The 26,216-nt window shown below is 58.2% G+C and carries 23 protein-coding genes; 11 read left to right on the forward strand and 12 right to left on the reverse strand.

Features of this window, described 5'->3' with window-relative positions:
* Positions 1-91: 91 nt before the first annotated feature.
* On the forward strand, positions 92-2,275 hold the full coding sequence (locus tag CCE89_RS04080) for a putative bifunctional diguanylate cyclase/phosphodiesterase (protein WP_086436702.1): 2,184 nt from the start codon (positions 92-94) through the stop codon (positions 2,273-2,275).
* Between the two features lie 254 nt (positions 2,276-2,529).
* On the opposite strand, the gene CCE89_RS15555 is transcribed toward CCE89_RS04080, so the two are convergent.
* Positions 2,530-2,805, reverse strand: a complete 276-nt coding sequence (locus CCE89_RS15555; protein WP_086436703.1) for a PilZ domain-containing protein — start codon at positions 2,803-2,805, stop codon at positions 2,530-2,532.
* A gap of 223 nt (positions 2,806-3,028) precedes the next feature.
* Complete coding sequence (locus CCE89_RS04090; RefSeq protein ID WP_086436704.1) at positions 3,029-4,105, reverse strand: helix-turn-helix transcriptional regulator; 1,077 nt, start codon at positions 4,103-4,105, stop codon at positions 3,029-3,031.
* 464 nt (positions 4,106-4,569) lie between these two features.
* On the opposite strand from CCE89_RS04090, the gene CCE89_RS04095 reads away from it, so the two are divergent.
* A complete protein-coding gene (locus tag CCE89_RS04095) occupies positions 4,570-5,163 on the forward strand; it encodes an outer membrane protein (RefSeq protein WP_086436705.1) in 594 nt (197 codons plus the stop codon).
* 395 nt (positions 5,164-5,558) lie between these two features.
* On the opposite strand, the gene CCE89_RS04100 is transcribed toward CCE89_RS04095, so the two are convergent.
* A complete protein-coding gene (locus CCE89_RS04100) occupies positions 5,559-12,557 on the reverse strand; it encodes a tandem-95 repeat protein (RefSeq protein WP_086436706.1) in 6,999 nt (2,332 codons plus the stop codon).
* 163 nt (positions 12,558-12,720) lie between these two features.
* On the opposite strand from CCE89_RS04100, the gene CCE89_RS04105 reads away from it, so the two are divergent.
* Positions 12,721-13,812 carry a helix-turn-helix transcriptional regulator gene (locus tag CCE89_RS04105; RefSeq protein WP_143255955.1) on the forward strand — a complete coding sequence of 364 codons (1,092 nt, stop codon included), beginning with the start codon at positions 12,721-12,723 and terminating at the stop codon, positions 13,810-13,812.
* Between the two features lie 89 nt (positions 13,813-13,901).
* Here the strand turns inward: CCE89_RS04105 and CCE89_RS04110 are convergent, their stop codons facing one another.
* The 4 genes from CCE89_RS04110 to CCE89_RS04125 form a co-directional block, all read right to left on the reverse strand.
* Positions 13,902-14,306 carry an ACT domain-containing protein gene (locus tag CCE89_RS04110; protein WP_086436708.1) on the reverse strand — a complete coding sequence of 135 codons (405 nt, stop codon included), beginning with the start codon at positions 14,304-14,306 and terminating at the stop codon, positions 13,902-13,904.
* Positions 14,306-15,607: an ATP-dependent protease ATPase subunit HslU gene (hslU, locus tag CCE89_RS04115; protein WP_086436709.1), complete on the reverse strand. Its 1,302-nt coding sequence runs from the start codon at positions 15,605-15,607 to the stop codon at positions 14,306-14,308. Before hslU ends, CCE89_RS04110 begins: the two co-directional genes overlap by 1 nt.
* 26 nt (positions 15,608-15,633) lie before the next feature.
* Entirely contained in the window at positions 15,634-16,194 is a 561-nt protein-coding gene (gene hslV / locus CCE89_RS04120; RefSeq protein WP_086436710.1) for an ATP-dependent protease subunit HslV, read from the reverse strand.
* A 71-nt stretch (positions 16,195-16,265) separates the two neighbouring features.
* Positions 16,266-16,733: an outer membrane protein assembly factor BamE gene (locus tag CCE89_RS04125; protein WP_234989928.1), complete on the reverse strand. Its 468-nt coding sequence runs from the start codon at positions 16,731-16,733 to the stop codon at positions 16,266-16,268.
* Between the two features lie 204 nt (positions 16,734-16,937).
* Between CCE89_RS04125 and CCE89_RS04130 the strand changes: the two genes are divergently transcribed.
* The 3 genes from CCE89_RS04130 (at position 16,938) to CCE89_RS04140 (ending at position 18,834) form a co-directional block, all read left to right on the forward strand.
* Positions 16,938-17,453, forward strand: a complete 516-nt coding sequence (locus CCE89_RS04130) for a ubiquinol-cytochrome C chaperone family protein (protein ID WP_086436711.1) — start codon at positions 16,938-16,940, stop codon at positions 17,451-17,453.
* Positions 17,450-17,983: a YceD family protein gene (locus CCE89_RS04135; RefSeq protein ID WP_086436712.1), complete on the forward strand. Its 534-nt coding sequence runs from the start codon at positions 17,450-17,452 to the stop codon at positions 17,981-17,983. The genes CCE89_RS04130 and CCE89_RS04135 overlap by 4 nt, the downstream gene beginning before the upstream one ends.
* Positions 17,984-18,066: 83 nt before the next feature.
* Positions 18,067-18,834: a DUF2189 domain-containing protein gene (locus CCE89_RS04140; RefSeq protein WP_086436713.1), complete on the forward strand. Its 768-nt coding sequence runs from the start codon at positions 18,067-18,069 to the stop codon at positions 18,832-18,834.
* 16 nt (positions 18,835-18,850) lie between these two features.
* On the opposite strand, the gene ssb is transcribed toward CCE89_RS04140, so the two are convergent.
* The 5 genes from ssb to CCE89_RS04165 form a co-directional block, all read right to left on the reverse strand.
* Positions 18,851-19,375, reverse strand: a complete 525-nt coding sequence (gene ssb / locus CCE89_RS04145; protein WP_086436714.1) for a single-stranded DNA-binding protein — start codon at positions 19,373-19,375, stop codon at positions 18,851-18,853.
* Between the two features lie 30 nt (positions 19,376-19,405).
* A complete protein-coding gene (feoB, locus tag CCE89_RS04150; RefSeq protein WP_086436715.1) occupies positions 19,406-21,262 on the reverse strand; it encodes a ferrous iron transporter B in 1,857 nt (618 codons plus the stop codon).
* Positions 21,259-21,495, reverse strand: a complete 237-nt coding sequence (locus CCE89_RS04155; protein ID WP_086437006.1) for a FeoA family protein — start codon at positions 21,493-21,495, stop codon at positions 21,259-21,261. The genes feoB and CCE89_RS04155 overlap by 4 nt, the downstream gene beginning before the upstream one ends.
* Positions 21,496-21,583: 88 nt before the next feature.
* Positions 21,584-22,237 (reverse strand): COQ9 family protein, encoded by a 654-nt coding sequence (locus tag CCE89_RS04160; RefSeq protein ID WP_086437007.1) that lies wholly within the window; start codon positions 22,235-22,237, stop codon positions 21,584-21,586.
* Between the two features lie 29 nt (positions 22,238-22,266).
* A complete protein-coding gene (locus CCE89_RS04165; RefSeq protein WP_086437008.1) occupies positions 22,267-22,887 on the reverse strand; it encodes an ankyrin repeat domain-containing protein in 621 nt (206 codons plus the stop codon).
* Between the two features lie 70 nt (positions 22,888-22,957).
* Here CCE89_RS04165 and CCE89_RS04170 point away from each other — a divergent pair, with 70 nt between their 5' ends.
* The 5 genes from CCE89_RS04170 to ribD all read left to right on the forward strand — a co-directional run bounded on the left by CCE89_RS04170 (position 22,958) and on the right by ribD (position 26,209).
* Entirely contained in the window at positions 22,958-23,587 is a 630-nt protein-coding gene (locus CCE89_RS04170) for an SCO family protein (protein ID WP_086436716.1), read from the forward strand.
* Entirely contained in the window at positions 23,575-24,015 is a 441-nt protein-coding gene (locus CCE89_RS04175; RefSeq protein WP_086436717.1) for a YcgN family cysteine cluster protein, read from the forward strand. Before CCE89_RS04170 ends, CCE89_RS04175 begins: the two co-directional genes overlap by 13 nt.
* Entirely contained in the window at positions 24,012-24,734 is a 723-nt protein-coding gene (locus CCE89_RS04180; protein WP_086436718.1) for a M48 family metallopeptidase, read from the forward strand. Before CCE89_RS04175 ends, CCE89_RS04180 begins: the two co-directional genes overlap by 4 nt.
* Positions 24,735-24,804: 70 nt before the next feature.
* Positions 24,805-25,251 carry a hypothetical protein gene (locus CCE89_RS04185; RefSeq protein WP_086436719.1) on the forward strand — a complete coding sequence of 149 codons (447 nt, stop codon included), beginning with the start codon at positions 24,805-24,807 and terminating at the stop codon, positions 25,249-25,251.
* A 10-nt stretch (positions 25,252-25,261) separates the two neighbouring features.
* A complete protein-coding gene (gene ribD / locus CCE89_RS04190) occupies positions 25,262-26,209 on the forward strand; it encodes a bifunctional diaminohydroxyphosphoribosylaminopyrimidine deaminase/5-amino-6-(5-phosphoribosylamino)uracil reductase RibD (protein WP_086436720.1) in 948 nt (315 codons plus the stop codon).
* Positions 26,210-26,216 lie beyond the last annotated feature (7 nt).

Genomic DNA, 26,216 nt, shown 5'->3' on the forward strand with positions numbered 1-26,216 from the left:
CTAGGCTCGGTGCCGTAGCTAAAATCCGGTAACCACTCTTCAACTAACCTCAGTTAGAAAGGGGAGCGATTGTCAGGGTTGAGGGGCGGACATGTCTTTTGAGAACTTCCATAAGACATTCTCCAGCATCCTCAAAAACGAGACTACTCAAGGTGTAACGCCGACAATCTCTGATTTCTCGGTTCTGCGGGAAATTGAGCAGGTGGGCGTCGGGTGCTTTTGGGCGACTGATAGCCAAGGTAAACTAATCTATCTTTCTGAGAACGCGAAAAGCGCCTTCGAGGAGGAAGGTTGCCAAATCATCGGTCGTCCGATGCTCGAGTTCTTCCAGGAGGCAGGCTGCCACGGTGCGCAGTCTGGCAGCCGCAGTTTGGCTTTTCGCATTCAATCGCGATCTAGTCTGGCCAATCTCACTGTTAAGATTAATTCTCGGCCAGACCAACCGGAGTGCCGTGCGCGATATTGGCGCATTTGTGGCGCACCGCTCTTTGACGATGAAGGCCACTTCAAGGGCTATCGAGGCAACGCGGCGGACACAACGGGCGAGTTTCACCATCAACGCGAAGTTACAAAGCAGTCCCAGTTCGACGAGCTCACCGGCCTCTCCAACCGCCGCCGTTTGAACGAGAAGCTCTCTGGTATTTTGGAGTCGTCGAGAGGACGCTGCTGCGCCCTTATGATGCTCGATCTGGATCGGTTCAAGCAAGTCAATGATACGATGGGGCATCCGGCGGGAGATGAATTGCTCCAACAGGTTGGAGATCGTCTCAGGGTTTTGATCAAGAACCGGGGCGAAGTTGGAAGATTGGGCGGCGATGAGTTTCAAATTTTGCTGCCGGATCTCGATGACCGCGGCGAACTCAGCGAATTGGCCGATCGCGTCATCCAAATGCTTTCTCAGCCTTACTCGATCAACGGTAGGCGAGCCATTATCGGAACCTCGGTTGGCATAGCTATCGCCCCATTTGATGGAATTACGGCAGCTGAATTGATCAGCTCCGCGGACATGGCGCTATACCGCGCAAAAGAAGACGGTCGCGGCGTGTCACGCTTCTATACTGCTGAACTCCGAAATGCAGCGAATCTCGGTGTGCGGCTCGAGGAAGATCTAAGAGATGCGATTGATAAAGGCGAGTTGAGCCTCGCCTACCAACCACTCGTCGATCCGACAGATAACCGCGTGAAGTGCTTCGAAGCGCTTATGCGCTGGGAGCACCCGCATGAGGGCACGATCTCGCCTGGGGTCTTCATTCCTATTGCCGAGAAGAGCGAGTTGATACTGATCCTCGGCGAATGGGCATTGAGACAAGCATGTAGGGACGCGGCACAATGGCCAGACCACATTCACGTTGCTGTAAACGTCTCGGCGAGGCAGTTTATGCAAGCCGATATGCCCAAGCTGGTCTCATCTGCGCTTCGGAGCAGTAGCCTTGCGGCTTCTCGGCTGGAGCTCGAGGTTACCGAGAGTGTGTTTGTCGGCGGTGTCGAGGCCGTCGACCAGACCTTTGATAGACTAGATCGGTTAGGTGTTCGTCTCGCGATGGACGATTTCGGGACCGGATACTCGTCCCTCGGCTACCTTAAGCGAGCACCCTTCAAGAAGATCAAGATTGACCAGAGTTTCGTTCAAGGATGCACCGAGAGTGGAGATACCAATCCCGCGATCATCAGTGCAGTCGTTGCTCTTGCAAAAGCACTCGGCATGCAGACCGTGGCAGAGGGTGTGGAGGCTATGGACGAGCTAGCTCTCGTCAGGGAACGGGGAGCTGATCTGATCCAAGGGTATATCTACTCCCCACCCCTCACTCAGGACCAGATCCTGACAAAGTTTGCAGACGGCGATTGGATACTCAAGGCTGATGGCCCCCCTCGCTATCGAGCCGATAGAATGACGCTCTACCGCAAGGCGGGGCTCATTCATGAGGACCACTACTATGAGGTGATGCTACGCAACTTGTCGAAAACTGGCGCGCGCATCGAAGGTTTGAGAGGTGTTCCCATCGGCACGGACGTTGTGCTGGACCTTGGCGCAGGGCAACTCGTTGTAAGCAAGGTCATTCACACGACGGATCGAAGTCAGGGTCTGCGGTTCGAGACCTCACTTATAAGCGATGGATACAGCGGTCTTATGGCACGACACCGTGTGTCGCCCTACCTCTTGGCGGAAGCTGGAATGCCATTGGCCGCCTTGGGACAGGGAAACACCTACCCGGTCGCAAAAACGCAAGGGCCAATGCGCCCTCCAAAGTTTGTCCAGTTGGACTTGGCACACTAGGGGGCGACTGCCTGTCCCCTAGCAGGCCGCTCGCGCTCCAGAGACTGCACCGATCCCGCTTTTGGGGAATCCCCCTCTGATCAGTAGCTGATCAGGCAATTCACGCTGTTCCTAAAGCAATAAGCTAAGTTGGGGTTCTTAGGCTGAGCTAAGCTTCGAGAGCGACAGGCGTCGAGAGACAAGCAGCCCTGTGCTCCCGAGAGCGGAGCGGAACTATCAAAGCAAGTTCAACGAATGTCGGTTATCCAAGCCACTTACAGAGCTATGCGATCAATCAATTGCTCTGGGATCGGTTTACTAAATTTCACGCCGCATCGTTCTTTGTTTTTCCAAGCGATTTGACCGGCTGCTTCCTCTCCATCTGGTAGGCGGATGAGGATTGTCGCACCGATCTGTGCGAGCTCGCTCGATGTTCGGATTTTGCAACCCGTGGTCGAAATGTCCAATATCGCAACCTCCGCATTGGAAGCGGGTATTCGAGCAGCGGTCACAAACCTAGACGCAAACCTGTCGCCTTGCCGAAGTTCCATTGGATTCTCCTATCCAAGTGCGAAAACTAACATAAGATAGGAAACGGATGGTTAATTCGACCCTTTCAAAGTGAGCTACCAGAGAATGTCCAGATACGGGTCGTTAGCCGACCAGCCGCTCTTGGCCGATATGTGAGGATAGCCGACTGTCGGCTTTCAGGCTGGCCATCAGGAGCGATCGATGGCTGTTTGTGGGTGGAACGCGGACACTGGTAATTTTCCGCTACTTCACCCTTGGCAAGCTTGCTACGAGTTGTGCCAACTGGCTTGCTTTATTGACCCCAGTCTTTTGGTAGATGTGCTGTATATGGGAACGTACTGTCGCTATTGATATCCCATGTTGCTCGGAAATTTCGCCTGCAGAAAGGCCTTGGCTCACTGCCATAAGGATTGGCAACTCAGCCTGAGTCAGCCCGTAAATTTGTTGCATAGCTTGAGGCGCGGACGCCGCCGGTTTGCAACGATCGATCCAAACCAGAACCAGAGTCTTGCCCTCGAAAGTTTTGGGCGCGAGAGTGAAGCGCCAAGCTAAGCCGGACTTGTCCCTCGCAAGAAACGACATCTTGCCTGCTAGCCTGTTATAATTGGTATCGCTTAGTGCGCGAGCGAACCTCTGGTCATCCTGAATTCGGTGAAGGTAGAGCTTACCTTCGGAGGTCTGCAGTAGATCATGCTGTTGCAGCAGAGCCTCAGCAGCCATGTTGGCAAACGAAATGCGTCGATCAGGCGAGAGCACCAAATATGCGTCTTCCAGGCAATCAACTGCCGCAAGGGCTCCAACAGAAGCGGTCGTTGCCTCAGCAAGTTTTTTACGAAGAACCGCTACACGGGTAATATGGGGGCGAAGTGACTCCAGCTTTGACCGCTGTTCTTCTGTAAAATCCTGATCGGATCTGGCGCGATGCAGGCCCATAACCACCAATCCGCCGTCAGGTGTCTCAGAACCGAAGCCCAAACAATGGGCTGAGTCATCTCCGAACCGGCGTATGAACTCGTTATAGAAAAACGACTTACAGAAATCCGCAGTCTCTATGAATTCTGAGTGCAAGTTTGCTCTTCCAACACCCGCTTGCAGCATGGTCTTGGCCCACAAATCGTGAACGTGCAGACCATTTTCACGGTAAAACTGGTCCATCTCTTTTTGGAAGTAGTGGTGCCTCATTAGTTCGAGATCGAAGTTTTTCGAAAAAATCTGAAAGGTGCACGAACGCGATCCAACTGTTTCAGAAACAATATAGGGAAGCATTTCGAACACTTCCTCGTCGTCTAGCGCCTCGTAGATCCTGCCAATGATATCCATTGCGCTTCCCCGCCCAATATCAACCGCGAGCCCGTACTATTATTGGCGACCTGTCAAGGGTTAGGAAATTAGCCTAAGCTAGTTCGTCCAGCATCATCAGAACAGATGATAACAGGAATGGCAAGTTAGCTGAGCTTGGTTCGGCAAGCTTACTTCAAAGTGGAGAGGGGCACACATGAACTTGCCCCAAACATACACTGCCCTGCTGTTACATGCAGCCGTATTTAGCACCGCCCTTGCTGCACTGCTCGCGGATCACAGGCAAATGACACAATTTGCATCGTCAATGATCATCAGAACTGATGATGCGCTGCAAGATGCACCGTATTAAATGCGCAGTATGGAAGTGATGATCTAAGCTCGAAACGCGCGTTCAGAAGAAAAAACAAGGCAGTTGAGGCAATCCTGAGGCCAGCCATCGCTTACCTAGTTGAAGTCACGATTGAAAACGACGGGAGGCAAATATGAAATATTGTATTGGAGCTATCATCATCAGCGTAACTATCGCTAGTCCGGCACTGGCCGAGGGGCGCGCAGAACTCCGAATAGGTCTTGATGACCTCTCAGTGGACGATAGTGAGACTACCATTAGCGGAAGCGGTCTATCTTACGGGGCAGAAGTTGGTTACGACTTCCAAATTGCCGATAAGATTTTTCTCGGCCCGTATGCGTCCTTTGATCTTTCGAACTTCGACAAGGGGACCGACGAAAATGATCCTGAGAACGATTTCATAACTTTCAAGCATGGCTTATCGGTCGGAGCGCGGATCGGTGCCGATGTTGGAGGTGCCCTCGTCTTTGCAAAGGCAGGCTATTCAAACGGAACGCTGCGCGTGGTGAACGACGACTCCGGTGTGTTTGACGAAGAGTTCGGATTTGATGGGATTCAAGTCGGCGGCGGAATCGAACTAGATATAACTCAGCGGCTTTATATTAAGGCAGAGGCTGACTACTCCATGTACAGCCGTGATCGTTTCGATACCGTGAGTGTCACTGAGGAAAACGAAGTTGAGATTGATCGCCTACAAGTACTGGCTGGCGTTGGATTGAGAATATAGATTTTCGTTAACAAAGCCGAACGCGTCCATCCTAGGGTGAGATGTCTAAGGTTCGAAGCGTCACTCAACCGTGCCAGCCAGGACAGTGCTCACGATGCAAGCCTTGCCTCCGCAAGGCCGTCACCGATCGGCCGGGAAAGCGCTTGAGCGAGGGAAACAAATAGCCCCTGCTGCTCTCGGCTCTGAGCCTAGAGAAAGCGGGGGCACTAAATTTGTTTGGGGGGCGAAACCACTAGCTCTAATCGCAGCGCCAGCGAGAAATCATCCCTGAGACACTCTATGGGAGCTCTCGTCAAAATTGTTCATACGCCGATACCAAGCTTGCGCGAGACAGTGGGCCGCTTAGCAGAAGCCTTCAAGCTATTCAGCCAGCATCGTTCTTGGGACTTTAATTGCTACCCGGCTTGATGGGTTTCAGGCTCTTGGACCATTTCCATTAATTCAGGTCCGATCGTCCCAAATTGCACATCCGTGTGCCATTGGGTTTCCAGAATTGCCAATGCTGCCTGCTCGCTTACCGGAGTCGGATCACCATTCTCCTCGGTCGAGACATAGAATTCCAATATCTTCTCGATAGTGCTTGTCGCCGCCAGATCAGCCAAAACTGCCGCTACTTCTTCCGCAGCCGGCTCATCCAATGAGTTCTGACCGTGAGCGTCCGCCATTAGAAGCAAAGATTGCATCAGCAGTTCTGGTGACTCGGTGGCTGGAGCGTTGTTTGCGTTAAGGGGAGCCGCGTCTCTCAAGGTATCAAGTTCAGCGGGTATGGCGGCTCGTAGATTCGGGAGAAATGCCTCTGCATCGGTCTGAAAGTGCCCTTCCCTGCTCGCTAGATTGCTGGGCGCCCAATCTTTCGGACTTTCAGCTCGGAAATATATCTCGGGTGCCTCAGGAGTAAGTTCCACGCCAAGGGTAGGAAGGGCGAAGCTGCAGGCCAATGCATCTTGGCCGAACGGCTCGGCCACTTCCTCAACTGGAATTCGCTCAGAAGAGAAATCGTTCGTCTTCACGAATGCGGTCATCAAGAGAGGCGCTATTGCTGCATCGATAGAAAAGCTGATGGCTCGCTGTTGAGAGTCGATCTTGTTTACATCCGTGAGCAGAGCCGCCCCGCTAAGACTGACCAACTCGTAATCCGCGATAGAAACCAGGGTGGTTTCGGTCTCTTGGGTTTGAAAAGCTGTTTTGGATATGCCTGAGCTGCCAAACCAGCTGGGCAGGGAGTCCGCTTCAAGCACACCGAGATCGGAAATCCCGGTCACGCCCTCAAGCCGGATTGTCCCCTCGTTTGAGAGAAGCAATATTGTATCTGCACCGTCTTCCGCCAGAGAGACGATAGAAACCCCGTCGTTGAAATAGAGGAAATCTTCGCCGATAGTGAAATCAGTAATCGTATCGTTGCCGCTTGATTTGTCTCCGTCTCCGAAGGCGTGAATGTCAGCTCCTGGCCCGCCCGTTTGAATGTCATCGCCACGCCCGCCGACAAGGACATCGTCGCCGGGACCGCCCAGAAGGATGTCAGCACCACGCCCTCCATCTAACAGATCAATGCCAGGCCCGCCTTCGAGGGTGTCGTCTCCACGGTCGCCCGAGATCTGGTCGAATCCCTCGCCGCCTCGGATGGTTTCATTGCCGCGCCCGCCAGAGATGAGATCATCACCGTCGGTCCCTCCTAAATCTCCCCCACCACGACTTGCGCGAATTACCTGACCGTCATCGAGCGCCGTAATTTCGATGGAGAGAGACGCTGTGTCGCTTAGTTCTCCATCCGAAACTTCATAGGTGAATGTATCCGTAACAATGGTTCCTGGGGCAAGAGTGTCAGTGATGTCCGCGTCAGCACTGTAAGTGTAAGACCCGTCGGCCTGTACGATAAGTGATCCATAAGTACCCTGCACGAGTGTTCCCGGAACTTCGCCACCGGCGATGACGACAGTCAGTGGATCGTTCTCCACGTCTGTATCCGCGCCTGGCCCGGTGATGAGATTCCCGGAGACGCTTTGGTCCTCGTTTACGGTGGCGGTGTCGTCCTGCGCCACAGGAGCATCGTTAACCGGCTCGATATTCAGCTGGAATGTATCGCTGGCGCCAAGTTCGCCATCGCTGGCCGTGACGAGAACTTCGAAAGAGCCATTGAAGTCCTGTGGCGGTGTGCCCGAAAACGTCTGTGTATCAGCGTCGAACAAAAGCCACGTCGGCAGCGGGTCGCCATTGGCAAGTGTCGCTGTGTAACTCAGTAGATCGCCATCAGGATCGGAGAAAGCGTTCTCCGGGATAGTGTAGCTGAAGGGTGTGTCTTCATTGGAAAATTGGTCGGCAAGTGTTCCGCCATTGGGGTCGGGAAGATCGAATGTGCGCATGAACACTCCAGACGCGTCCCCGTCCAAGTCTGCATCGGCTTGGAATACCGCAACTAGATTGCCATCCTGTCCCTGGACCAGGTCTGGTGCGAACTGATTGCCGGTAGCAATCTCGTTGATGGCCACCTCGTCGCCGATCTTCGTGCCATCGGCAGAAAATCGCTGCATCAGCAGTCCATATCCTTCGAAGTCCGAGAAGAGGGCCGACCATCCAACTACGTATCCCCCATCGTCAAGCGGGGCTACGGTGGTCAACCATTGGGGGGAAATCGGCCACGTGTTGACCTGTATTACCTCCGTGATGGGCACTCCCGCGGGATCAATAATGCGTGACTGTACTTGCCCCTGTCCTTCCCAAACAACGACAAGGTTCCCATCGTCCAACTGGGTAGCCGCCGCCCTGAAGTGCTCGCCGCTATCGTTGGAATTGATCAGGAATTCATCACCTTGTGCAGTCCCATCCGAATCAAAGCTCCTGCCAAAAATCTGACCCGTATTGTCACCTGGATTGCTGTGCCAGACTATCGAAAAACCGCCATTTGCAAGTGCCACCACGTCCGGTTCGAATTGGTCGCCTAAGGTGGTTTGATTGACCTGGATCTCACCGCTTAGCGGCTGGCCAGAAGCATTGTAGACCCGGGCGATGACTGCCGAGCCATTTCCATCTTGACCGAACGAGCCCCACGTAATGACAATGTTGCCGTTGTTCAGTTCAGTTACATCCGGAAACCGCTGACTGTTCGCGGTGTATTGGTTTGCATGGATGGGATCGCCGACAGGCGCTCCAGCTTCATCGTAAATCTGGGCGCGAACTCCCCACTCAACGTCACCGCCTTCGAACCACGACTCCCAAACAGCGACAAAACCTCCAGATGAAAGTGCAGCAACTTCTGGCACCAGTTGAATGCCAGCCGTGACGGGGTTTATTGTCATTTCTCCGCCTACCGGAGTGCCATCAGCAGCAAAGAATTGAGCGTGAACGTCGGGATTTGGATGTCCAAGACCATCCCCCCAGACGACGATAAATGTTCCGTCCCCGAACATAGCGATCTGCGCGGGCTCTTGTCCGAATGCGAACACGGTATTGACCTGAATATCGCCAGTGAGAGGCACTGGCGTTGGATCAGCATCACCACCGGAAGCAATCGGCGCATCATTGACCGGGTTGACAGTGACATTGACAGTCGCGGTATCCTCACCGCCTTGGCCGTCACTGATTGTATAAGTGAAGCTATCCGACCCATTAAAGTTGGGGTTCGGCGTATAGGTGAGGGTTCCATCAAAATTAGGCACAACCGTGCCGTTGGCCCCTTGGGTTACGCCCGTCACGCTTACGCTGTCGCCGTCGACGTCGCTATCGTTGGCCAAAACGTCAACAATCACCGCATTGTCCTCATAGGTAGACGTGCTGTCGCTTGACGCTAGAGGATCGTCGTTGATCTGGTTAATTTCGATTGTGATGGTTTTACTGGTCGTCAGCTCGCCACCAGAGCCTGTCGCACCGTTATCGTTGACTATTACCTCCAGTTCGGCGGAACTCGGCGGTGCATCGGTATTGGTGAAGAACGTCAAAGTGCTGTCAGGATCAAAATTGAGAAATGCATTAAGTTGGACAGTCGTGCCTGAGATAGTCAGTATAGATGTGCCCGACCCATCGATAGATACTCCACTTGTTCCGGCGACTGCATTGAGAATGCCAAAATCGACAGTAAGCGTAACCGACAGAATAGCGTCGCCTGCATCGGCATCGCCAACTGAAATTTCACCCTTCAGATCGTAGGGGACTTGCTCAGTCGCGGCTGGAATCGAGCTCCTAAGCACGAAGGCTGGAGCGATTTCATCCGTGCCAAAGGTCCCGTCCGGATCTGTTTCGTTCGAAGTATAAGCGCGCAACGCCCCTTCCGGAGTATCAGCAAAACGCACCCAACTGATCTCTGAGCCATCGAAGGGAGAGCCCCAAGGGCCTTCGTGCAAAATGATCCAATAGTCACCAATAGCCAATTGGACGTCGCCAAGCGCAATCGTTATGTCAAAGATTTCAAGGTTCTGTCCTTCACCGGTATCTATTATGCGAGGGCTGACGTCCTCGCCGGTAAATAGTCTAGACCCAGGCTTACCCGTACCATCGTCGGCATAAATGGCCCAACTTAGCGAGCCGGAAAAGCCTTCAAACACTCCATCCTGTGAGCCGAACCCCTCCCGGAGCAAAAGCGATATCTCGGACAGATTTGTGCCAGAATTGAGGGTAAAATTTCCGCCTTGGGCAAACTGTCCTAGTATGAGGCCTCCCGCCGATTGTCCGCTTCCAGATTGGTCCCAAACTTCCGATGCAAATGATACCGAAGGAGCATCATTAACCGGGTTCACCGTTAGGTTGACGGTTACAAGGTTGCCGTCAACCGTCCCGTCATTGGCGCGGTAGGTAAAGCTGTCCGTGCCGTTGAAATCAGCATTGGGTTGGTAGCTGAAGCTCCCGTCCGCGTTCAGCGCGAGCGTACCGTTAGTCACATCATCGACCAGCACCGCGCTGAGCGCATCCCCATCAACATCGCTGTCATTCGCCAGCACGCCCACCGCTTCGACAGTGAGCGCAAGGTCCTCGTCGGTTGAATAGGCGTCATCCGCGCCAATAGGCGCATCGTTGACCGGGTTTACGGTCACTCTAACGAGAAGTTCTGCAGTTCCGCCGTTGCCATCGTCCACAAAAATAGTGAAGGCGTCAGGGCCGTTTGAATCGAGGTTTGGCTCGTAAGTGAAACTGTTACCCTGAAAGGCAACAGATCCCAACGACGGGCCTCCACCTCCAACAAGGCTATAACTCAAAACATCGCTGTCGGCATCGATAGCAAGGATTGGAACAGCGCCGCTGTTGGAATCTTCATCGACAGAAATCTCGATCTCACTAACGGGCAACTTTCCTGCTGCTGAAAAGTTATCAATGAAGGTAGAGTGGCCTGTCCACCAGCCGTAGGTTTCGAACATCACCGAACTCAGCCCGGCACCTATGAATGATGGGTTCTCGGCCGAGATGTCTATTGTCCCGTCGCCCTCAATGTCGATCGTTATTAGGCCCGATGATGAATCGAGATCGAACGCAAAGTTGGTCCAGAGATTGAGATAGTCAGAGGTGCTTAAGTCGAGTGCGTAGAAGCTCTCAACCGACCCATCCTTGTTGAACACGGTAAGCTGTGGTTTGTCATAATTTCCAAGCGAGTTGTCATGATCTGGCCCATAAGAAGTCCGTTGCATACTGAAGCGCACTTGCAATACGTCTCCATCTGCGGTTTCGATCATGAATCGTGTTGGCCCGTAGAAATATTCGCTGAATGGGAAGGTTTCTGACGGCTGGTAATTCGCATCCCAAGAGATCTCTGCATCCCTAAGCGGTTCTTCAAAATTGTAGGTTGCCCTGCTTCTAAGGTCGGTCGAAGATTGAAAAAGCTGCAGGTATCCATCGGCTTCCTGCACATCATACTGATAAGTCCAGGGCAGACCGTTTAGGGCGCCATCCCGGAATTCCTCCGAGACAGAGAAATCGCGATAGATCACTGGCGCATCATTGACCGGGTTCACGGTCACATTGACCGTCGCGGTATTTGTACCGCCCTGACCATCATCGACCGTGTAGCTGAAACTGTCGCTGCCGTTGAAGTCGGGGTTCGGCGTGTAGGTCACCGATCCATCACCATTGTCGACAACGGTGCCTTTTGCCCCTTGCGTCACCGCACTTATGACAAGGCTGTCACCATCGACATCGCTGTCGTTCGCCAGAACGTCGATCACAACCGCGACATCTTCGTCTGTCGCAACTTCATCATTGACCGCATTCGGAACCTCGTTGACTGGTTCTACATCTGGAACAGTAAAAATGCGGAGAAACACTTCGAGTCCCTCCCCACTTCCACTACCAGACCAAGAAAAAACGAGATTTCCGTCTTGGAGTTCGGCAACCGCCTCAATGCCAGTAAAGTTTGATCCGAATGATTGATATCCGGACGTTGTTTCATTGACGAGGAACTCGTCTCCGATTGGGACACCAGCAGCATCAAAACGCTGGCCAAAAACTCCCCAGCTATCGCCATCTTGTCCGAAGGAGTTCCACGTCACCAGAAATCCGCCATCGCTCAAGCCCGTGACAAATGGAGTTCTCTGAACGCCCGAAGTAAATGTGTTTACTTGGAATTCCTCTCCGGAAGGGGTCCCGTCAGCATTGAAGCGCTGGCCAAAGATCCCCCAGCTACTACCATCTTGAAACAGAGATTCCCAAGTCACTACGAAGCCACCATCGCCAAGGCCGGCGACAGAAGAAATAAACTGGTCGTTAGCTGTAACCGTATTTACCTGAAACTCGGTCCCGACGGCGGTCCCATCAATATTGAAACGCTGACCAAAAATTCCCAGACCGCTGCCATCTTGGTCTCTTGAGCTCCATGTCACGATGAAGCCGCCATCGTTTAGACCCGCGACACTTCCAAAGAACTGACTGTTGACCGTATTGGTGTTAATTTGGAACTCGACTCCGACGGCATTTCCAGCCGCGTCGAAGCGCTGGCCAAAGATACCATCCCCGCTGCCGTCAGAGGAGTGCCATATCACCACAAAGCCCCCGTCACTGCTGCTTTCCAGCTGAGGATTTGCTTGGCTTGCGAAAGTCGCTGTATTTATCTGAAACTCATCGCCGGTGGGAGTTCCGTCAAAATTGAAGCTTTGGCCATAAATGCCCCCGCCACTTCCATCCTGAAGGTTTGATTCCCACGCCACCACAAACCCACCATCGGAGAGGCCGACCACGGAAGGATTATCCTGATCCAACAAGGTGTAGGTGTTGACCTGGAATTCGTCACCGACTGCATTTCCAGCAGAGTCGAAACGCTGTCCGTAAACTCCAGGCCCGTCACCATCTTGCCCGTTGGAAACCCAAATAACCACGAAACCGCCGTCGGAGAGGCTGGCGATGTTAGCGGTGCGCTGGTCGTTCGAAATGAAGCTATTCGCCCGAATCTCACCAGAGATGGCTGTGGGTTGGTAGTTCATGGCGATTATTCTCCTACCTCTTCAATGGGTAGGATAATTGCCTTGCCAGTTAGCCATGTCGTCATCAGTTCTGATGAACTCACGCCAGCCCTCGATGGCTAATAAGTCTTAACCCCTTTTGATCGCGACATTCGAGCGTAATCTGAAGGCGAGGAGCAGGACCATGGAGATTATTGGCCAGATCTACGAAGCACTCGACGATGACGAGGCCCAAGAGGTTCTACCAGACCATCTTGCGGGCGCCCTCAGGGGACGCTCTTGCACAATTCAAACATTCTCACCACAATTTGAACTCGAAGAAATGTGGTTAAACCATTTCAGCGCTGCGATGGATGACTACTATCGCCTCCATTCACTGCATCGGCATGACGCGTGGACTAAGACCAATCTTACTCGGATCGGACTCAACCGATCCGCAAAGCATTCGGACTTCGTAGAAATTTCTGAGTTCAGAAATTCGTTTTTCTTCAACGAGTTTATTCGCCAGTTCGGAGATGATTCCGGTCAGTGCATGGGCTTCATTTCCAAGCGGAGCGATGATGGCTTGGTCGTTCTAGGCATTCAGAAAGCATATATCGAGGATGACTTTTCCGACGACGAACTCGGATTGCTCGAACTATTGCGCCCTCATATCACACGCATGGCGGTGCTCCGGCGCAACCTTAATAGACACAAAGAACAGGCATCGGGCGCGATCCTTGGGATAAACGAAATCGAAGATGCCTATCTCGTTCTAGCTGCCGACCGCAGGATTTCCTTTGCCAATGCCGAGGCGGAGGCCTTGCTCAACCATCCCAGTCTGCTGCGATCCTCCCAAGGGAGGCTTTTTCTCCATCGTCCTCAAGACGATCAAAAGCTTGCTGCTGCTTTAAACGACGCCAATCATAATCACCGGTCCGGCAGGCTCTCTTATCTGGGCCAAGACAGCACTGGGACAACATGGCGCTTCACTCTGGCACCAAAGAAATTTGAAGGTGAAACGAAGGTCCTGGTCTGGATTGACAGGTGCAAAGCAAGCGCATCCGCACCCATAGCCATGCAGCAGATCTATGGTCTGACCGAAGCTGAGCTTCCCATTCTTATGGCGGTCAGCCAAGGATACTCCGCGGCAGAGATATCGGACCAGCATCAGATTTCGATCGCGACCGTGCGGACGCATATCCAGCACATCTACCAGAAGACCGGGGTCCAGAAGGCCAGCCAATTGGCTCAGCTAGTCGCAAGTTTACCTCGCATCCGGCAGCCCGAAGGCTGATCATCTTTCCAGATACTAAGGTCCGCAATCGGGTCGATAGCTGCCATTTGCTTATGTCTGCTTTGGACAAACTGGTCGAACAATTCGCCTTAGCGAGAGGCTGCGGACAGCTCGCGCAGAATTGCGAGGGCGTCCTCACCGCGTTCTGCCGGGACAAACGCGTGATCGTGGTGGAATGCCGCGACCATGTTGCAGGCGATGCCCGCCTCAGCGAGCGCGCCCGCAACAGCGGCGGTCAGCCCGACACCTTCGAGCGAGGAATGCACGGTCAGCGTGATGCGCGCCATCGCCGGGCCTTCCTCGCCCAATTCGCGCGCCACGCTTTCGGGCACGATGGCTGTCACGCCCTCGTCCTCGCGGAAAGTGCCGATGGCTGCGCCCAGCGCCTGCGGAGCAATCTCCGGCGCGATCAGCATGAAGCAGTATCGGACGGAATCGAGCACCGGCGCCATCTGCGCCAGCATCGCGTCTCGGTCCGATACCGCTTCCGTCATCAGAGGATATATTTGGACAGGTCGCTGTCGCTGGCGAGGTCCGAGAGCCGCTCGCGCACGTAACCGGCATCGACCGTCACGGTATCGCCCTCGTGCTCCTCGGCTTCGAAGCTGATTTCCTCGAGCAGCTTTTCCATCACCGTCTGCAGGCGGCGGGCGCCGATATTCTCGACGCTCTCGTTGACCTGCGCGGCGATCTTCGCGACCTCGGCAATCCCGTCATCCTGCATGTCGAGCTCGACCTTCTCGGTACCGAGCAGCGCCTTGTACTGGGCGACGAGATTGGCGCGGGTTTCGGAGAGGATCCGAACGAAATCTTCTTCGGTCAGCGCACGCAACTCGACTCGGATCGGCAGGCGGCCCTGCAGTTCGGGCAGCATGTCGGAAGGCTTGGCAACGTGGAATGCGCCAGACGCGATGAAGAGCACATGGTCGGTCTTCATCGGGCCGTATTTGGTGGAAACGGTCGTCCCTTCGATCAGCGGCAGCAGGTCGCGCTGCACGCCTTCGCGGCTGACAGAGCCGCCGCGGACGTCGGACACCGCGATCTTGTCGATCTCGTCAAGGAAGACGATGCCGTTGGTCTCTGCGTTCTGCAGCGCGACACGCGCGACGTCGTCCTGGTCCATGCGCTTTTCGGCTTCTTCATCGACCAGCTTGTCCCAGGCTTCGGGCACCTTCAATTTCCGGCGCTTGGTCGGCTTCTTGCCCATCGCCTTGCCGAACATGTCGCTGAGATCGATCATGCCGACATTGCCGCCAGCCTGGCCGAGGTCGAAAGGCATTTGCGGTGCTTCCTCGACATCGATCTCGACCTCGGTATCGTTCATGGCGTTCTGCACGATCCGCTCACGGAAGGCTTCGCGGGTCGCTTCGGACGCATTTTCGCCGACGAGAGCGTTGAGCAGGCGTTCCATCGCCGCTTCGCTGGCAGCTTCGCGCACGGCCTCGCGGCGGCGATCTTTTTCGAGCCGGATCGCTTCTTCGACGAGATCGCGGGCGATCTGTTCGACGTCGCGGCCGACATAGCCGACCTCGGTGAACTTGGTCGCCTCGACCTTGATGAACGGTGCTTCCGCCAGCTTCGCCAGACGCCGGCTGATCTCGGTCTTGCCGCAGCCCGTCGGGCCGATCATCAGGATGTTCTTGGGCGTGACCTCGTCGCGCAGTTCGGGCGAGAGGCGCTGACGGCGCCAGCGGTTGCGCAGCGCGACGGCGACGGCGCGCTTGGCTTCCTTCTGGCCGATGATGTGTTCATCGAGAGCGGCGACAATCGCCTTGGGAGTGAGTGCTTCTGTCATCGTATCCGTAAGTGTTGGAGGTTCGCTCAGACGGTCTCGAGCGTCACATTTCCATTGGTGAAGACGCAGATTTCGGCGGCGACCTGCATCGCCTTGGTCGCGATGACCTCCGCATCTTCCTCGTATTCTGCGAGCGCGCGCGCAGCGGCCAGCGCATAGTTACCGCCCGATCCGATCGCGGCGATGCCGCCTTCCGGTTCGAGCACGTCGCCATTGCCTGTCAGCACCAGCAGGCTGTCCTTGTCGGCAACGATCATCAGCGCTTCGAGGTTGCGGAGGTACTTGTCGGTGCGCCAGTCCTTGGCGAGTTCGACGGCTGCACGCAGAAGCTGGCCCGAATACTGCTCGAGCTTCTTTTCCAGCCGTTCGAACAGGGTGAAGGCGTCTGCCGTCGCGCCGGCAAAACCGGCGACGACCTTGCCGCCCTCGCCGATGCGGCGCACCTTGCGGGCATTGGGCTTCATGACGGTGTTGCCCATCGAGACCTGGCCGTCGCCCGCGACGACGATCTTGTCGCCCCGCTTGACGCCGACGATGGTGGTGCCGTGCCACTGGGTCAGGCCGTGGCTCGCCGCTTTATCGTTCATGCGGCGGGATATGGGGAGCGCGCCAAAAGGGTCAAGCGCGCAAAGGGGGTGCCCTACCCCCGAAAGGCGATCTAGCCGCCCGGACCCGCGCCGCCCGCTCCCGGTGCGCCAACCTGGCCGATATTGCCGAACAGGTCTTCGAGGAAGCTGCGCTCCCGGCCTAGCGTCGGCGTTTCGTCGCCATCGGGACGCAAGATCACGACATTCTCCATGCCCGAGCGCTCGACCTCGGTCACATTGCCGGCATTATCGAACTTCACCGCCAGCACCGAATGGTCGCGGGTGGTCGGTCGGACGAAGGGTCGGCGGCCGGTCACCGATGAAACGTAATACCAGGTCTGGTCGCCATACTGGCTGGTGAAGCTCGGGCGGCCGAGTGTGCCTTCGACCGAGCGACGATTGTCGATGCCCGGCTGCACCGTCTGCATCAGCGTCTGGTCGATCACGTAACCGCGCGATTCGCGGATGGAGGTGCAACCGGCCAGCCCCGCCCCGACTGCAATCATCAGACCGATTTTCAATGCTGCAGCGTGTTTCATCGCGTCTTTCGTATTCCCTAGATGGCCCATGCGCATTGTCCGCGCGGCAAGCCTGCCTATATCTTGTGCCAGAGCCTTAGGGCGATGGCCCGCGGCATGCAACGCCGCTTCTCCTTGCCACTGGGCATTACGATTTGAATTGCGGCTGAACGCCCCCGCCGACACACGGCGGTCACAAGACACGAGACAAGGCAAGCACAACCCATGTCATTCCTCTCACGACTACTTGGAACAGAGCCCGACCCGCGCGAGCGGCTTCGCCCCTTGTGGCACAAGGTGGTCGAGCTGGCCCGCGATCCCCGCTGGTATGCGGAATGCGGCGTGGCGGACACGGTCGATGGCCGCTTCGACATGATCACCGCCGTGCTCTCGGTCGTGACCGTGCGGCTGGAGGATGCGGAGCTGCGCCGCGAAAGCGCGCTGCTGGCCGAGTTCTTCGTCGAGGACATGGACGGGCAATTGCGCGAGTTCGGCGTGAATGACGTCGTCGTCGGCAAACGCGTGGGCAAGCTGATGGGCGTGCTTGGCGGCAGGCTTGGCGCCTATCGCAGCGCTCTGACCCTAGCAGACGGGCCGCGCCTTGCCGAGGCGGTGAACCGCAACGTCAGCCTGACCGAAGACGGCTCTGCAGATTGCGTTGCTCAGGGCATGCTAGCACTGAAAGACCGATTGGCCGGGCTGGATGACGAAGCGCTGATCGCAGGCGAAATCCCCGCATGAGCGCGCCCGAACTCTCCCGCACTATAAAGGCCCGCTCGCTTCCTGCGGATCCGGTAGTGATCGAGGCGAACGAGGGCGAGCGCGACGCGCTGGCCAGACGTTTCGGCCTGCCGCGCGTCGATTCGCTGCGCGCCGAATTGACGCTCGAGGAAGACGGCAAAGCGGTACTCGCGACCGGCACGCTCGAGGCGGCGATCCAGCAGAATTGCGCCGTCAGCCACGAGGAATTCGCGGTAGAGATCGACGAGCCGCTTTTGCTGCGGTTTGTCGAAGAAGGCGCGATCGATCCTGCGCTGAGCGAGGACGAAGAGATCGAGATCGAGCTCAGCCCCGAGGACTGCGACGAGATCGAGTATTCGGGCGACACGTTCGACCTCGGCGAAGCGGTCGCACAATCGCTGGGCCTCGCGATCGATCCCTATGCGATCGGGCCCGAGGCCGACACGGCGCGAAAGGAAGTGGGCATCGTGCAGGAAGGTCAGCAGGAAGGCCCGCTCGCCGCTGCATTGGCTGCACTCAAGAAGGACTGACCTTCGCGCCGCTCTCACGCGATTGATGCAAATCAATGCGGAAGGCATCCTCTCCGGGCTCATCTGGAGTGGGAGGGAATGTCATGGAAGCAGCTTCGCAGAACGATGCGCAGCCAGTCCACGTCGCTGACGACCTGAGGGCGAGTGACCTGTTTGCCGCGCTGGCGGCGGGCTGGCGCGATTTCAAGGCCTGCCCGCAATACGGGCTCTTTTTTGGAGCGGTATTCGTGATCGCGGGGCTCGTCATGACCCACCTTCTCTTCAATCGCGGCGAGTATTTCTGGGTTATCCCGGCGATGGCAGGGTTTCCGCTGATCGCCCCCTTCGCCGCAGCCGGGCTCTACGAAGCAAGCCGCAGACGCCTGGCGGGAGAGGCGATTTCATGGCGCCCCGTGCTTGGCGCGGTGACTGCTGGTGACGGTCAGTTGCCGGTGATGGGCGTCATCGCCTTCGTCATTTTCGCCTTCTGGGTAATCCTGGCGCACACGGTGTTCGGCGTCTTCCTCGGCCAGTCGGGGGTTGGCGCGGACCCGCTCCAGGTGCTGCTCTCACCCGTCGGCCTCGCAATGCTCGCGGTCGGCAGCGCAATCGGCGGACTCATCGCGCTGCTTCTCTTCGCTATCATGGTCGTGAGCCTGCCCATGCTGATCGACCGCGAAGTCGACTTCATCACCGCGATCATCACGAGCATACGCGTTGTCGGGGCCAACCGAGCAGTGATGCTCTGCTGGGCAGTACTCGTCGCGTTGTTGGTATTTGCCGCGATGATCCCGGCGCTGCTGGGCCTGCTGGTGGCGCTACCCGTGCTGGGTCACGCCACCTTTCACCTCTATCGCCGCGCGGTGCGTTGAGCGTTCAAACGTCCGATCAGAACGGAATATCGTCGTCGAGATCGTCGTAGTTCGAGCCGCCACCCTGGCCACCGCCAGAACCGCCCCCGGAACCGCCGTCACGCCAGTTGCCGCCGCCTCCGCCACCAGAGCCGCCGCCGCCCTGGTTCCAGCCGCCACCGCCCTGGCCGCCTCCACCACCGCCGCCGCCAGCGCCGTCGAGCATGGTCAGCGTGCCGTCGAAACCGCGCAGGACGACCTCGGTCGAATAGCGGTCATTGCCCGACTGGTCCTGCCATTTACGCGTCTGCAGCTTGCCCTCGATGTAGACCTTGCTGCCCTTCTTCAGGTAGCGCTCGACCACGTTGACGAGCCCTTCGGAAAAGATCGCGACGGAGTGCCACTCGGTGCGCTCCTGACGCTCGCCGGTGTTGCGGTCTTTCCAGGTCTCGGTCGTCGCGACACGCAGGTTTGCGACCTTGCCGCCGTTCTGGAAGCTGCGGATCTCCGGGTCTGCTCCCAGATTTCCGATGAGCATGACTTTGTTAAGTGACCCGGCCATTCAGTATTCCTTCGTTTCGCTCCAGCGCGCCTACAGCCCGAAGGCCAGCGCACCCCAATAGGTGATTCCGGCAAATACATAGGCGAGCGCGAAGAGATAGGCCAACATGAAGGCGGGCCATTTCCACCCGTTTGTTTCACGCCGTGCGACCGCGATGGTCGAAAGGCACTGCGGAGCGAAGACGAACCAGGCGAGGAAGGCGAGCGCCGTGGGCAGGCTCCAGCGCGCCGCGATCTGGTCGCGCAGCGCAGCTTCGGTCTCCTCTTCGTCCTCTGCATCGACCGCATAGGTCGTCGCGAGCGAAGCCACCGCGACTTCTCGCGCGGCCATTGCCGGGACCAGCGCCAGCGTCATTTCCTGATTGAAGCCGATCGGGGCGAAGGCGGGCTGCATGACTTCGGAAATCTGTCCGGCGAAGCTCGCATCGAGCTGGCTTTCGCCCGGCTGCGCCTTGGGGAAGGTGAGCAGCAACCACAGGATCACGGTCGCGGCGAAGATGATGGTGCCCGCGCGGCGGAGGAAGACCCAGGCGCGCTGCCACAGGCCGATCAGCACGTCGCGAAGGCGCGGCAACTGGTATCGTGGCAGCTCCATAATGAAGCCCGATGCCGTGCCCTTGGTAACGGAGCGGCGCAGCACCAGCGCGGCCGCCATCGCGCCGAGGATGCCGGCGACATAGAGCGCAAAGAGCACGAGGCCCTGCAAACCGATACCCGGACCGACACTGGTCGCCGGAATCACCGCGGCGATGATTACCGCATAGACCGGCAGGCGCGCCGAACATGTCATCATCGGAGCGATCAGGATGGTCGTCAGCCGGTCCTTGGGGTCGGCAATACTGCGCGTCGCCATGATGCCCGGAATGGCGCAGGCAAAGCTTGAGAGCAGCGGGATGAAACTTCGGCCCGACAGGCCGACGCCCGCCATCATCCGGTCCATCAGGAAGGCAGCCCGCGCCATGTAGCCGGTCGCCTCCATCACGAGGATGAAGGCAAACAGGATCACGATCTGCGGCAGGAACACCACCACAGATCCGACGCCTGCGATCACCCCTTCGGTCAGGAAATCGCGGATAAAGCTTTCGCCCATGTTGGCGGTCAACCAGCCGGCCACCGCCTCAGTCGCGCCTTCGATCATGCCGATGAAAGGGTCGGCCCAGGCGAAGACGGCCTGGAAAACCACGAACAGCAGGCCGAACAGGATCACAGGGCCGAGCCAGGGGTGGAGCAGAATCTTGTCCAGCCCGGTATGCAGGCGGTGCACGCCGCTTTCGGAGAGGATCGCGGCATTGGCGATATTCTTTGCCGCCAACCGGCGTTCCGGCAAGGTCAGATGGCCAGCCCGGCGCTCCTCGCGATGCTCCGCGATCTCCTTTCCGGCCTGCGCAATAACCTCAAGCAGCGTGTCCAGCCCCTTGCGGCGCACAGCAACGGTCGAGACAACCGGTACGCCCAGCGCATGGCCGAGCGCCTCGGGGTCGAGAACAAGACCGTCCCGCTCGGCGAGATCGACCATGTTCAGCGCAACGACTGTGGGCTTGCCCAGCGAAATGACTTCCTGAGCGAAGACGAGGTGCTGTTCGAGATTGGCGCCATCGAGCACGATGACGATCACGTCCGGCTCTGCCTGACCCTCGAACTCGCCCATGATGACCTGCCGCGCGACTTCCTCGTCCGGGCTGGTCGTTTCGGCGAGGCCATAGCTGCCGGGCAAGTCCAGCAATTCGGCTGCTTCGCCGCTTGGCAACGAGATCCGTCCCGCCTTGCGCTCCACAGTGACGCCCGGGTAATTCGCGATCTTCTGCCGAGCGCCGGTCAGCGCATTGAACAGCGCGCTCTTTCCGGCATTGGGATTGCCGACCAGCGCAATGGTGCGCATCGGGTTCATTGCGCGATCTCCATCGCCACGGCGTGGGAGCGCCGCAGCGCGATCGTCATCCGCCCGACCTTGATCGCAAGCGGATCGCCGCCCCCGAATACGCCGCGATGGGCGATCGCCACCTCGGCACCTTCGTCGATGCCGAGCGCGCGCAGGCGCTGGCCTTCCTCCGGCGCAATCAGGCTCCAGTCTATCGCAGTGATCGTTGCGCTTTCGCCGCGCTTGAGATGGTCGAGCGTCATGATCTGCGCGCTGCCAGAGCCCAAGGCTAATTGCAACCGATTATCAATAGCGAGTAGCTTCGAAACTGCGGATGCGCATGCGAAAACATCAGCGTGCGGGGTAGCGCAAGCGGCCGAGGAAGCGCGAGACGCTGAAATGGTCGCGGTCGCCCGAGCCCAGGAGTTGCGCCTTGGCTTTCTCGAACTTCATCACGCCATCGATTCGCCGGTCGAGAAAGGCGTAGGTGTCTGCCTTGCCCTCGCTCTCGTCGCCGACGAACACAGATAGCGTTGCGCCATAGATCGAGGCGAGGATCGCGCGTTTCGTATAGTGATTGTAATCGGTCGCCGTGTCGCCAGCGAGACGCCACATGATATCGGCGCTCCGCCAACCGGTCCTGAGAGCATGGGCTGCATTCTGCGGCATGGCCATCACGGCAAGTGCGCGGCGCAAGGCTTCTTCGAGCCCCGTTACCGCCTCGAGCCGGAAAGCGACGAGTGCACGGATGCGCTCGCGGATCTTCATTTCGGCCAATTTCTCAGCCGGCAGCGCCTCCGCCATCTGCGCATCGATCGTGTCGATCCAGGCCGTGATCATGTCCATCGCGCCGCCGGGATAGGCCAGCCGCGCTACATCGATATCGACGTCCGCCATTTCTGCGGCGTTGACCAGCGCCTCATCGCTCCAACCGTCGAAAATAGCCGAAGCGGCGACGTCGGGTGCGAGCGCGAGCCGCAGCTCGTCGAGCGTCATGTCAGCCATATCGGGAGGGGTGTCTGCCACGGTCACGATCAGATCTTCGGCCCGTAATTCTTGTCTTCACCCTTTGCCTCGCGCTCCTCCTCGGCCTTGATGAACTCGTCGAGGATCGACCGGTTGCCCTTCAACAATTCGGCATAGTCGCGCGCTGTCCGGCCCGAATTGTCCGTCCTGCCGGGGCTGGCACCATTGGCAAGCAGCAGCCGCACCATCGGCACGTCGCGGCGGTGCACGGCGGCGATCAGGGGCGTTTCGCCCGCCGAATCGTTCACATCGATATCGGCGCCATTTTTGAGCAGCGCCTCTACCCCATCGACGAAGCCAAGCCGGACCGCGAGCTGGATCGGTGCGACGCCTTCCTTGTCGCGGATATTGGGGTTCGCCCCGCGCTGGAGCAGAAAGCGCACCCAGACGAGATCACGCCGCGCCGTGACGAGGTGCAGTGCGGTTTCACCGCTCGTGATGTCGCGTGTATTGACGATGGTCGAGCCCGGCTCATTGAGGAACTCGGTCGCAACTTCGCCATCGCGGTCCTTCACCGCCTTCAGAAACTCGTACCCGTCGCGAAACATCTGCGCCGATACCGGTGCAGCCAGGCTCGTCACGATCAGGGCAAGGCCCATGGCAATTGTGCGCATAACACCGCGGGTCATGCTGTCATCCTTCAAAAAATCCTGTCACAAGAAGCTTGTCCAGCTTTCACGAGCACCCAGTTAGCAGAGCATGAACCGTATCGCCATGCCCCACATTCGCTTCCGTCAATTCTGTGCCCTTCCGGCGACTCTTGCCGCCGCGCTGGCGCTTGCCGCCTGTCAGCCGGGCGCGCCCGAAGCTGCAGGAGAGCCGCCACTGGCAGGCGCGGATATAGGCGGGCCGTTCGAACTGGTGAACAAGGACGGCGAGACCGTGCGCTGGGCCGATTTCGACGGACAGTACCGGATGGTCTATTTCGGCTTCACCTATTGCCCCGATATCTGCCCGACGGACGTGCAGCGCATGATTCAGGGCTATAAGAAGCTTGCCGAAACGCAGCCCGAAGCGGCGGCGAAGATCCAGCCGATCTTCATTTCGGTGGATCCCGAAAGAGATACGCCGGAAATCGTCGGCGAGTTTGCCTCGGCATTTTCCGACGATCTCATCGGCCTCACCGGCACGCCCGAACAGGTCAAGGCGGCGGCGGACAATTTCCGGGTGTTCTACTCCCGCGGCGAAGATACGCCGGGCGGCGGGTACCTGATGGACCACTCCGCGATCGTCTATCTCTTCGGGCCGGACGGCGAGCCGCTCGCGACCCTTCCCACCGATCAGGGCGGCGACGCGGTCGCGGCAGAACTGGCGAAATGGGTGAGTTGAGAGAGCGCTTCTGGGAGCTGCCGCTAGGCCAGCTCAACCGCGCCGAATGGGAAGCGTTGTGCGATGGCTGCGGGCGCTGCTGCCTGCACAAGATCGAAGATGCGGATACCGGCGAAATCGAAGACACGAATGTCGCCTGCAAGCTGCTCGACACGAAAACGGCTCAGTGCACGGATTATCGCAACCGCAAGGCCTTCGTCCCCGATTGCCTCCGGCTGACCCTGCGCATCGTCGGCGAGGTCAACTGGCTACCGGAGACCTGCGCCTATCGCCGCCGCGCAGACGACCGGCCCCTGCCCGAATGGCACTATCTCCTGACCGGCGACCGCGAGGACGTGAAGCGTGCCGGAGTCTCGGTGGCGGGGCGCGTGGTGAGCGAGAACGATGCTGGCCCGCTCGAACATCATGTCGTGGATTGGGACGAATGATCGACTGGCTGCGCCGCGACATGCTCGAACCCCAGATCGAGCTGGGCGGACGAAGGGTTCCCATTGCATTGCGACGGCACAAGCGCGCGCGGCGGCTGACCTTGCGGCTCGCACCCGACGGGAGTGAAGTTCGGCTGACCCTGCCGCAATGGGCGCGCAGTGCCGAAGCGATCGCATTCGCGCACGCGCGGCGTGAATGGCTGGAAGCGCAGGTGGCCAAGATACCGCAGCGCCGCTCGCCGCGTCCGGGCGGCACGATATTTTACCGCGGGCGCGACTTGGTGATCGACTGGTCGGAGGATGCGCCGCGTCGTCCCGTCTTGCAGGAAAAAACCATTGCGCTGGGTGGGCCGCACAGCTCGCTCGAACGGCGTCTGCAACGCTGGCTGGAGGTTGAGGCCCGCACGCTATTCGAAGAAGAGATCGCCCATTATTGCGGGCGGGCGCAGCTTGATCCCGTACCGCTTGCGTTGTCGCGCGCGCAGAGGCGTTGGGGCAGTTGTTCGGACCGCAAGACCATTCGCCTCAACTGGCGGCTCATACAGGCGCCCGACCATGTGCGCCGTTCGGTCGTAGCGCACGAGGTCACGCATCTTGTCCATTTCGACCACAGCCCCGCCTTCCATGCCATGCTGGGCGACCTGTTCGAAGACGACATCGCGCAGGCCGATCTATGGCTGAAGGAACACGGTCGCTCGCTCTATGCCAGCTTCGGCTGAGCCCCGCCTTGGCGACCCCGGCCGAGACTGGCCCTAGCGCGCACCGCTCCTGCCACCTATATCCAGCCCCATGTTTTCGCGTTCTCGTTTCAATCCCGTCCCCGGGGCGATGGATTTCTGGACCTATCTGCGCCAGCCCCAGCCCTATCGCTGGGTAATCCTTGCCGTATCCTTCCTGCCGCTTTCGCTGATCCTATGGTGGGCGACGGAGGAATCGATCCTGGTCCCCCCTTCCCCGCCCGAAGTGACCTATATCACCAGCTATGCGCCCGACCGGAGCGACGAGGAGATCGCCGCGTCGAACGAAGCCAACCAGCGTCGCAAGGACGAACGGCGCGCGCAGCTTGAAGAAATCGAGCAGCGCAAACGCGAAATGTATCGCGACCTGGGCCGAGCCACCGGCATCGACGTCGATGCGATGGAGGCAGAGATCGAGGCCGAACGGGCCGCCGAAGAAGCTGCAGAGGCACAAACGGCGAGCGAAACGGGCGAGACCGGTGCCGTCGCAAGCGACTGACACGCGCTGGATGGCGGCAGCCTCGCGGCTGGCCGCTCGCTCTCGCCCTGCGAGTCGGCCCAATCCCGCTGTCGGGTGCATAATCGTCGAAGACGAGCGCGTGATTGCCCGCGGCTGGACGCAAGAAGGAGGGCGACCGCATGCCGAAGCCCATGCGCTGAACCAGCTCGAGAAAGGTGGCGCACAAGGCGCGAGCGTCTACGTCACGCTCGAACCCTGCGCGCACAGAAGCGAACGCGGACCGGCCTGTGCCGATTTGCTCGCCGAGGCCAAGCCCGCACGCGTCGTTATCGGTGTTTCGGATCCGGACCCCCGCACGGCCGGCGACGGTGTCGAGCGGTTGAAATCCGCCGGGATCGCGGTCGATGTGCTTGACGATGCCGCCGCACGCGAAAGCCTCGCGGGATATCTCTCGACGAAAGAGCGGGACCGTCCCTTCGTCACGCTGAAGATCGCCATGTCCCTCGATGGCTGCATCGCCATGGCCGACGGCACGAGCCAGTGGATCACCGGCGAGGAAGCCCGCGCCCATGTCCATTCCCAGCGCGCACGGCAGGACGCGATCCTCGTCGGCGGCGGCACATGGCGCACCGATAAACCGCGGCTCGACGTACGTCTCCCCGGCCTTGAAGACCGCAGCCCTCGGCGCGTTCTCCTCTCGCGCGGTTTCCCGCCTGACGGGGTCAAGGTGATCAACGAGCCCGAGGGCATTTCGGGGCTTGAGGATGTCCAGTATCTCTACATCGAAGGCGGCGCTGGAACATCGTCCAGTTTTCTCGCTGCCGATCTCGTCGACCGGCTCGAAATATACCGCGCGCCCATCGTCATCGGCGAAGGCAAGCGCGCGATCGGCGATATCGGGCTTGAAGATCTGAGCGATGCCCACGGCCGCTGGCGGCTGGTCGAACAGCGCCAGCTTGGCAGCGACCATTTCGCCGCCTACAGCCGCGTCACCTGACAGGAGG

Origin of the sequence: Altererythrobacter xiamenensis (assembly GCF_900177715.1) — a bacterium.
Classification (GTDB): Bacteria; Pseudomonadota; Alphaproteobacteria; order Sphingomonadales; family Sphingomonadaceae; genus Erythrobacter; species Erythrobacter xiamenensis.

Excerpts from the sequence above, each read along its gene's own strand:
- CCE89_RS04080 (WP_086436702.1), top strand. The coding sequence starts at position 92 with ATGTCTTTTGAGAACTTCCATAAGACATTCTCCAGCATCCTCAAAAAC.
- CCE89_RS15555 (WP_086436703.1), bottom strand. The coding sequence starts at position 2,805 with ATGGAACTTCGGCAAGGCGACAGGTTTGCGTCTAGGTTTGTGACCGCT.
- CCE89_RS04090 (WP_086436704.1), bottom strand. The coding sequence starts at position 4,105 with ATGGATATCATTGGCAGGATCTACGAGGCGCTAGACGACGAGGAAGTG.
- CCE89_RS04095 (WP_086436705.1), top strand. The coding sequence starts at position 4,570 with ATGAAATATTGTATTGGAGCTATCATCATCAGCGTAACTATCGCTAGT.
- CCE89_RS04100 (WP_086436706.1), bottom strand. The coding sequence starts at position 12,557 with ATGAACTACCAACCCACAGCCATCTCTGGTGAGATTCGGGCGAATAGC.
- CCE89_RS04105 (WP_143255955.1), top strand. The coding sequence starts at position 12,721 with ATGGAGATTATTGGCCAGATCTACGAAGCACTCGACGATGACGAGGCC.
- CCE89_RS04110 (WP_086436708.1), bottom strand. The coding sequence starts at position 14,306 with ATGACGGAAGCGGTATCGGACCGAGACGCGATGCTGGCGCAGATGGCG.
- hslU (WP_086436709.1), bottom strand. The coding sequence starts at position 15,607 with ATGACAGAAGCACTCACTCCCAAGGCGATTGTCGCCGCTCTCGATGAA.
- hslV (WP_086436710.1), bottom strand. The coding sequence starts at position 16,194 with ATGAACGATAAAGCGGCGAGCCACGGCCTGACCCAGTGGCACGGCACC.
- CCE89_RS04125 (WP_234989928.1), bottom strand. The coding sequence starts at position 16,733 with ATGAAACACGCTGCAGCATTGAAAATCGGTCTGATGATTGCAGTCGGG.
- CCE89_RS04130 (WP_086436711.1), top strand. The coding sequence starts at position 16,938 with ATGTCATTCCTCTCACGACTACTTGGAACAGAGCCCGACCCGCGCGAG.
- CCE89_RS04135 (WP_086436712.1), top strand. The coding sequence starts at position 17,450 with ATGAGCGCGCCCGAACTCTCCCGCACTATAAAGGCCCGCTCGCTTCCT.
- CCE89_RS04140 (WP_086436713.1), top strand. The coding sequence starts at position 18,067 with ATGGAAGCAGCTTCGCAGAACGATGCGCAGCCAGTCCACGTCGCTGAC.
- ssb (WP_086436714.1), bottom strand. The coding sequence starts at position 19,375 with ATGGCCGGGTCACTTAACAAAGTCATGCTCATCGGAAATCTGGGAGCA.
- feoB (WP_086436715.1), bottom strand. The coding sequence starts at position 21,262 with ATGAACCCGATGCGCACCATTGCGCTGGTCGGCAATCCCAATGCCGGA.
- CCE89_RS04155 (WP_086437006.1), bottom strand. The coding sequence starts at position 21,495 with ATGACGCTCGACCATCTCAAGCGCGGCGAAAGCGCAACGATCACTGCG.
- CCE89_RS04160 (WP_086437007.1), bottom strand. The coding sequence starts at position 22,237 with ATGGCTGACATGACGCTCGACGAGCTGCGGCTCGCGCTCGCACCCGAC.
- CCE89_RS04165 (WP_086437008.1), bottom strand. The coding sequence starts at position 22,887 with ATGACCCGCGGTGTTATGCGCACAATTGCCATGGGCCTTGCCCTGATC.
- CCE89_RS04170 (WP_086436716.1), top strand. The coding sequence starts at position 22,958 with ATGAACCGTATCGCCATGCCCCACATTCGCTTCCGTCAATTCTGTGCC.
- CCE89_RS04175 (WP_086436717.1), top strand. The coding sequence starts at position 23,575 with ATGGGTGAGTTGAGAGAGCGCTTCTGGGAGCTGCCGCTAGGCCAGCTC.
- CCE89_RS04180 (WP_086436718.1), top strand. The coding sequence starts at position 24,012 with ATGATCGACTGGCTGCGCCGCGACATGCTCGAACCCCAGATCGAGCTG.
- CCE89_RS04185 (WP_086436719.1), top strand. The coding sequence starts at position 24,805 with ATGTTTTCGCGTTCTCGTTTCAATCCCGTCCCCGGGGCGATGGATTTC.
- ribD (WP_086436720.1), top strand. The coding sequence starts at position 25,262 with ATGGCGGCAGCCTCGCGGCTGGCCGCTCGCTCTCGCCCTGCGAGTCGG.